This is a genomic window from Rhodococcus sp. NPDC057014, assembly GCF_042673295.1.
In the GTDB taxonomy this organism is placed as follows: domain Bacteria; phylum Actinomycetota; class Actinomycetes; order Mycobacteriales; family Mycobacteriaceae; genus Rhodococcus_F.
The window spans coordinates 46,409-52,491 of sequence record NZ_JBHUSF010000024.1 but is presented as its reverse complement, the minus strand read 5'-3'; the positions used below and the strand labels follow the sequence as shown (position 1 = coordinate 52,491).

General features: G+C 61.3%; 6 protein-coding genes and 1 other annotated feature. Of the genes, 3 read left to right on the top strand and 3 right to left on the bottom strand.

Going from position 1 to position 6,083, the window contains the following annotated elements; genetic code table 11:
• Nucleotides 1–454: 454 nt before the first annotated feature.
• Together ACFTZB_RS07950 and ACFTZB_RS07945 are read left to right on the top strand one after the other, a co-directional pair.
• Nucleotides 455–1,417: an integrase gene (locus ACFTZB_RS07950; RefSeq protein ID WP_378430919.1), complete on the top strand. Its 963-nt coding sequence runs from the start codon at nt 455–457 to the stop codon at nt 1,415–1,417.
• A 136-nt stretch (nt 1,418–1,553) separates the two neighbouring features.
• The gene (locus ACFTZB_RS07945; protein WP_378430918.1) at nt 1,554–2,669 is read left to right on the top strand and encodes a hypothetical protein; all 1,116 of its coding nucleotides are present in this window, start codon (nt 1,554–1,556) and stop codon (nt 2,667–2,669) included.
• Between the two features lie 253 nt (nt 2,670–2,922).
• Here ACFTZB_RS07945 and ACFTZB_RS07940 read toward each other — a convergent pair whose 3' ends face one another.
• Nucleotides 2,923–3,402, bottom strand: coding sequence for a helicase associated domain-containing protein (locus ACFTZB_RS07940; protein WP_072951035.1), 480 nt, complete (start codon nt 3,400–3,402; stop codon nt 2,923–2,925).
• 528 nt (nt 3,403–3,930) lie between these two features.
• Here ACFTZB_RS07940 and ACFTZB_RS07935 point away from each other — a divergent pair.
• Complete coding sequence (locus tag ACFTZB_RS07935) at nt 3,931–4,362, top strand: histone-like nucleoid-structuring protein Lsr2 (protein ID WP_378430917.1); 432 nt, start codon at nt 3,931–3,933, stop codon at nt 4,360–4,362.
• Here ACFTZB_RS07935 and mihF read toward each other — a convergent pair.
• Nucleotides 4,352–4,669 (bottom strand): integration host factor, actinobacterial type, encoded by a 318-nt coding sequence (gene mihF, locus ACFTZB_RS07930; RefSeq protein ID WP_378430916.1) that lies wholly within the window; start codon nt 4,667–4,669, stop codon nt 4,352–4,354. The genes ACFTZB_RS07935 and mihF overlap by 11 nt on opposite strands.
• Before the next feature lie 42 nt (nt 4,670–4,711).
• Nucleotides 4,712–5,946, bottom strand: a protein-coding gene (locus tag ACFTZB_RS07925; RefSeq protein ID WP_378430915.1) for an IS3 family transposase whose coding sequence is annotated in 2 segments (ribosomal slippage) — nt 4,712–5,667 and nt 5,667–5,946 — 1,236 coding nt in all. Because the reading frame shifts where the segments join, the coding sequence is not laid out codon by codon here.
• Nucleotides 5,540–5,668: a sequence feature (AL1L pseudoknot), on the bottom strand. Its footprint overlaps the gene before it by 129 nt.
• Nucleotides 5,947–6,083 lie beyond the last annotated feature (137 nt).

Here is a 6,083-nt window from a genome sequence, read left to right as displayed (position 1 = left end):
CACGAACCTGCACGGCCCTCCGCTGGTGATGCACCGTGCATCACGAACCTGCACGGCCCTCCGCTGGTGATGCACCGTGCATCACGAACCTGCACGATCCTCCGCTGGTGATGCACCGTGCATCACGAACCTGCACGATCCTCCGCTGGTGATGCACCGTGCATCACGAACCTGCACGGCCCTCCGCTGGTGATGCACCGTGCATCACGAACCTGCACGGCCCTCCGCTGGTGATGCACCGTGCATCACGAACCTGCACGGCCCTCCGCTGGTGGGGTGCCGACCGAGTCGCCGCGCGCCGAGAATTCTCGAAACTGACACCTTCGCCTGCAATGATGTCCACGTGAGTCATCAAGACACGCCACTCCCATCGAAGCATCCATCTGCAGAGGGGAGTCGCGCGCGTTCCTCGGTTGGCGTATCGGAGTCGTTGCCGGGAGTTGACGCTCGTATCGTGGCTGATCTCTACCGGTCGCATTCCGCCAGCACTGCGCGCAACTATCGGCAGGACTGGGTCAGATTCGCGAGTTGGTGTGCGGACCGTGGGATTTCGATGATGCCCGTAGATCCAGAGGTGGTCGCGGAGTATGTAAGTGAGAACGCGGCGAGACGTTCCGGGGCCGGTGATCGGATGTATTCGATTGCGACGTTGAACCGGTGGGTGGCGTCCATCAACTACTGGCATCGCAATTCTGGACTACCTGTGCCGGGCGAAGCGGCTTGCGTCAGGGCCGCAGTTTCGAGTGTCCGCGGGATCTATAGGGACAATGGTGAACGGCCAACCAGGAGGGCGTACCCACTTCGCTTCGGTGAGCTCGAAGAAATTGTCGACGTGAGTCGTCGAGACGCGACGACTTGGGTCAAGCGCGCACGGGAGCGCCGCGACAGCGCGCTGTTGTTGTTGGGGTTCATGGGGGCGTATCGGCGATCGGAACTGTCGATGCTAGCTGTCGACGATGTAACGTTCTCTCGCCGTGGCGATCTGCGTGTCCGGCGTGGTAGATCGCATGACGGTCCCGTCGACGACGACTTCGTCAAGCATGTCCCTCTATCGCGGGATCACTCGATGTGTGCTCCGTGCGCCTACCGGCGTTGGCTGGAGGTAGTTGCAAATGTCTACGAGTCCGGTCGTCCGGGCGTGATGCGATTGCTTCGCGGGCATGAGGAGTTCGACAGCCACGTCTGCTCTTTCGCGCCGCCAGTAGTTCCCGACCCCGCGGTGCCTGTGTTCCGCGCAATACGCGCGAACGGCAACATCAGTGCGGCAACGCTGTCCGGCTCTGCGATTCACGCTGCGATACGGCGGCGTGCAGCCCTCGCCGGCTATCCGGACGAGGTGGTCAGCAGGGTAGGTGGTCAGTCATTGAGGGCCGGTGCTACTGCAGAGCGCCTCCTCGACGTTTCGCAGTTGTCGTGATCCATATGCACTTGGCGACCTGGGGTCACGCCCGGTGTTGCGAGCGAGTGAACCAGCTTTGGCCGAGGGCAGTCTTCATGGCGACACAAAGTCTCCGAAGCGTGATTGGTCGCCGCGGATTGCTTAACCTTGAGCAGTGACGAACGGTCAGACGGAATTCACAGGCGGGCAGAATGTTTCCGCTCTGTTCGTCGACAAGGGTCAGGGTTCGGGCTATCGATACGACTGGGCGTTGTTCGCTGATTGGTGCGCAGCGTTCCAAGCAGTGGCATTGCCCGCAGATCCTCTCGCTCTTGCGAGCTTCCTCGACGAAAATCCTGCAGCGCGTGCGACCCAACGGCGACGCGTGGCAGCGATCAATTGGGTACACACCGCCACTGGGTACCCGGCGCCTGGGTCTGCGCGAGCAATCCGTCAGGTGCTGTCGGTACGCGCAACCAAACGGGACGATCTCACTCGCGCCGCCACTCAGGCAATGGTGGCACTTCCGACTTCCGGTTGGCCGCAGGGCATGTTTGGGCGGAGGGACGCTTTACTCCTTGTGCTCCACTGCATCAACGGAGTATCAGCGACGGAAGTGGGCTACCTGCAACGCAGTGACGTCACGTATGACGGGAAGATCGTGGTGGTCGGCGGCGGGCACGACCTGCAGCTGCACCCAGCACGGGACAACCCACAGCGCTGTCCCGTCGCGATCTATCTGCGATGGGCACGGCTCCAAGCGTTCTTTGATCGCTATCCCTCGAACCGGGTCCTTGCTCGAAGTCTTATCAGAAGTCACGAGAATGCAGATGGCACCGCAGAGTCCTACGGAACACTGCCGGCTCTGCGGGAGAACCAAGATGGCCCTCTGCTGCCGAGCTTCGATCAGTGGGGACATTTCGCTGCGGTCCGTCGCGATCGGCGCGGGCTGTCGGGCAGAGCGGTTGCGGCGATCGTCGCTGCACATCTGACGGGCGCCGCCTCAACGAGACATACCCGGTCCGAGCCGCTGGATCCTCGGCCCACTGCAAGGGAGGCTAAAGCTGAAGACTTCTCTCCGCCCCGAGGCGATGGATTCGAGGTCGGGATAGAAGGCGTCGAGCTCACGCCGGACGAGCTCAACGAACAGTACGAGGCTGCTATTGCTCGGAAGTACGCGGATGTCCGGGCTTTGGGGGATCTTGCTGACGCGTTTGAAGAGATTGACAGGAAAACCGAGGCGATCTTGGGTCGGACAGAGGAACTGTTGGCGCAACTGGGCCTGTCGTAGTCTCTGGTCGGTGAGACTGCCGGCGGGCAGCAGGTCCAGGGGCGACATCCGGTGCACGATGCGCGTGTGAGCGTGCCAGTTCATTGAGTGATCGCGCCGGTTCAGCACAAGTGAGGCGCGAAGGGTTGTGCCGAATGGGGGCGTCCTCCGCGCACTGGCGCGACGTGCAGTCAGGTCTCCGATCTCGGACGTAACGGCCGCGAGTGGGACCAATTTGGAGTCCGATTCTCGCTCGCCTGGGAGTTGATGTGCGTTATGCGGCGGTTCTCGGTCCGCGTGGGCGAGGACCGGGGGAGACCCCGAGCGCCGCAAGTGGACCCCGCTCGTCTTCGGGTAGCGCGTCTGCTCTCCACTTCTTCACGGCCCGGTAGAGCCACTGGCCGACTTGCTCGCCATCCGCGTTGACATAGTTCGCGGGCACGAGCGCGTTGCCGTGTTGTTCACGGTAAGCGGCGATTTCGGCCAGCATCCGGCGGCGCTTACTGTCGGTGCGAGTTATGGCGGGGAGCGGGGCATCGTCGTCGCTCCACACGAATCCAATTGAATCGAGCTGACGTATGCGCTCTTCCGGAAGTGTGCCGAGCATTCGAGCGACGCGCTGGCGGTACTGCCAGCGACCGAGCTGGAAACCAGATTCGGTAAGGTAGTTCTCGGGTATAGCTGTGTGAGGATGTTGTTGCCGGAATGCTGAGTACAGCTCCAGCGCCGAGGCTGCGGACCGGTAAGTACGCATCGAGATCAGTCCTTCTGTGGAATCCAAATATTTGTAAAGTACATAGCTTCTTCTTACGCTATGTCAACCACATTGACCGTGTGTCGTGAAAATCACCCGATCATGGTGAAGCGACTGCCGTAGTGGCGCCGAGTATCTGGCCACCTCAGATCGATCGATCGTGTCCTCTCGCTCCGCTCGCCCGCCAGAACAATTTCTGGCCAAGGGAGATTCCTCGTTGCGCTTGGTGTTCAGGCCGTGCAGGTCTGGAAGTTTCAGCCGGCGGTGGGAAGTCGTGGTTTCTCGGTGCGTCGGGAATGCCGGTCAACCTCCACCGATGAGAGGCTGTGCGGTTGGCGGGATGTGGACTGCATGGACTTTCCGCGGTTCCAACGAGACGAGCGTCTATCCTGACCAGGTTCTATGCCAATGACCGCCAGCGTGCGGCGAGCGGCACTGATCGAGCTCTACTCGGCTGGAATCCGCGATGTCCTGTCGAAACTTGCCATCATTTGAGATACGAACATTATCTCGGAGTAGTGTTTCCGGGTGTTCGACAGTGAGGGAACGGAACTGTCGCGCGCGATTGTGGTCGAACGTATCGACGGGACTTCGATCAAGAACGAAAAAGAGCAGACCGGTCCGTTCTCTCGCGACGGTGTCGACTACAGGATCGATCTGAAGGCCAAGAACGCCAAGAATTTCCATAGCACTCTCACCTTGTACATCGATCATGCAATTCGCGTCGGTGGAAGAATGCATGGTCGACCCTGCGGGGGTCGCAAGCGCGCAAAAGAGATTCGAGAATGGCCGACCACGGAGGGTCACGAACTGTCCACGCGCTGGCATATCCCGATCAGATCGGGGGATCGTACAGTGCAGCTCACTGCGGCCAAGTCCTCGCGGCGTCGACAAAACAGCCTCGGGCCAGCTCATTTCGAGTTGGCCGGAGGCTGCGGCAGTTCCGAGGTCAGGAGTTAGACGACGCTTCGATCAGCGCCTGGCGCTGGTTGGCTCCGAGGCCGCCGATACGACGGGTCTCGGCGATCGCCAATTCTTCGAGGAGTTTCGAAGCCTTCACTGATCCGACGCCGGGGAGCGCCTTCAGCAGCGCCGAAACCTTCGTCTTCTTCACGATTTCGTCGGTCTCGGCCTTGGTGAGCACCGCTTCGACACTGAGGGTTCCAGCTTTCACTGCTGCGAGGAGTTCGCTACGCGCTTTGCGGGCTTCAGCCGCCTTCGCCAGTGCCTCGGCGCGTTGTTCCGGTGTCAAGACAGGTAGTGCCATGATGGTGCTCCTTGTCAAGCTCCGGGTTTTGTGGAGAGTCGGTTATCTGGTTTCCAGTAGTGGGATCTGTTCAAGGTTCGAGGCATGCATCATCTCGAACTCGGCGGGTGGGACCTGACCGAGTTCGCCGTGCAACCTGCGCTCGTTGAACCAGTCAACGTATTCGGCGACGGCGATCTCGACGTCGTTGATGCCGTACCAGGGGCCTTTATTGCGGATCAGCTCGGCTTTAAACAGGCTGTTGTACGCCTCGGCGAGGGCGTTATCGTACGAATCACCCCGTGACCCAACAGAAGCCACCGCATCTGCCTCGTCGAGGCGGTCGGTGTAGCGGATCGCTCGATACTGCACTCCGCGGTCGGAGTGGTGAATCAGACCCGACAGGTCAGCTCCCGCACGGGTGCGCCGCCAGATCGCCATTTCCAGTGCGTCGAGCGCGAGATCGGTATACAGCGAGGTCGCGACCTGCCAGCCAACAACCATGCGGGAGAAGACATCGATCACGAACGCCGCGTAGACCCAGCCGGAGAACGTTCGACAGTAGGTGATGTCGGCGACCCACAGCTGGTTCGGAGCGTCGGCGACGAAGCGGCGCTCGACCAGATCGGCGGGACGCTCGGTCTCGGCCCCCGGTCGTGTGGTGCGTGGACTCTTGCTCCGCACAATACCTTTCAAACCTGCCTCCTTCATCAGTCGTGCCACCGTGCACCGGGCCACCGGTGTGCCTTGGCGGTGCATTTCGGCATAGACCTTTCTGACGCCGTAGACGCTGTAATTGTCGTCGTGGATGGTGGTGATCTGGTCAGTCAACTCCCGATCACGGTTCGAACGGGCCGATTCCGGCCGTGTCTTGGCGGCGTAGTAGGTGCTCGGCGCGATCGCGGCATCGGTATCTTTCAACGTGTCGCAGATCGGCTGGACGCCGTGGTCACCTTTGAACTGGTCGATGAACTCGACCTTCACCTGTGTGGGCGGTCCAGCTCCGCCGCGAAGAAAGCCGAAGCCTGCTTGAGGATCGTGTTCGCTCGGCGTAGCTCTTTGACTTCGCGTTCGAGTTCGGCCAGGCGGGATGCATCGTCACTCGTGGTCCCCGGACGCAGGCCCTCGTCGATCTCGGCGCGTTTGACCCACGTCCGCAGCGCCTCGGGATGAACGCCGAGTTGGTCAGCGACGCGCTTGTACGCGCCGACCCTGGTCTCGGGGTCTTTGCGGGCGTCGATGGCCATCCGGGTGGCGCGTTCGCGCAGCTCGTCGGGGTACTTCCGTGGTGCGACCATGTGGATCATCCTCCCGGGTCTTGGATGTCTCCATCAAACCCGGGGCGGAGCACCTTGTTGCGTTGTTCGGCCAGCTCGTCTGGCTGTCACTGCCATCGTGCCAGGTGGAACGGACATGTCCGCGTACAGATCAGTGG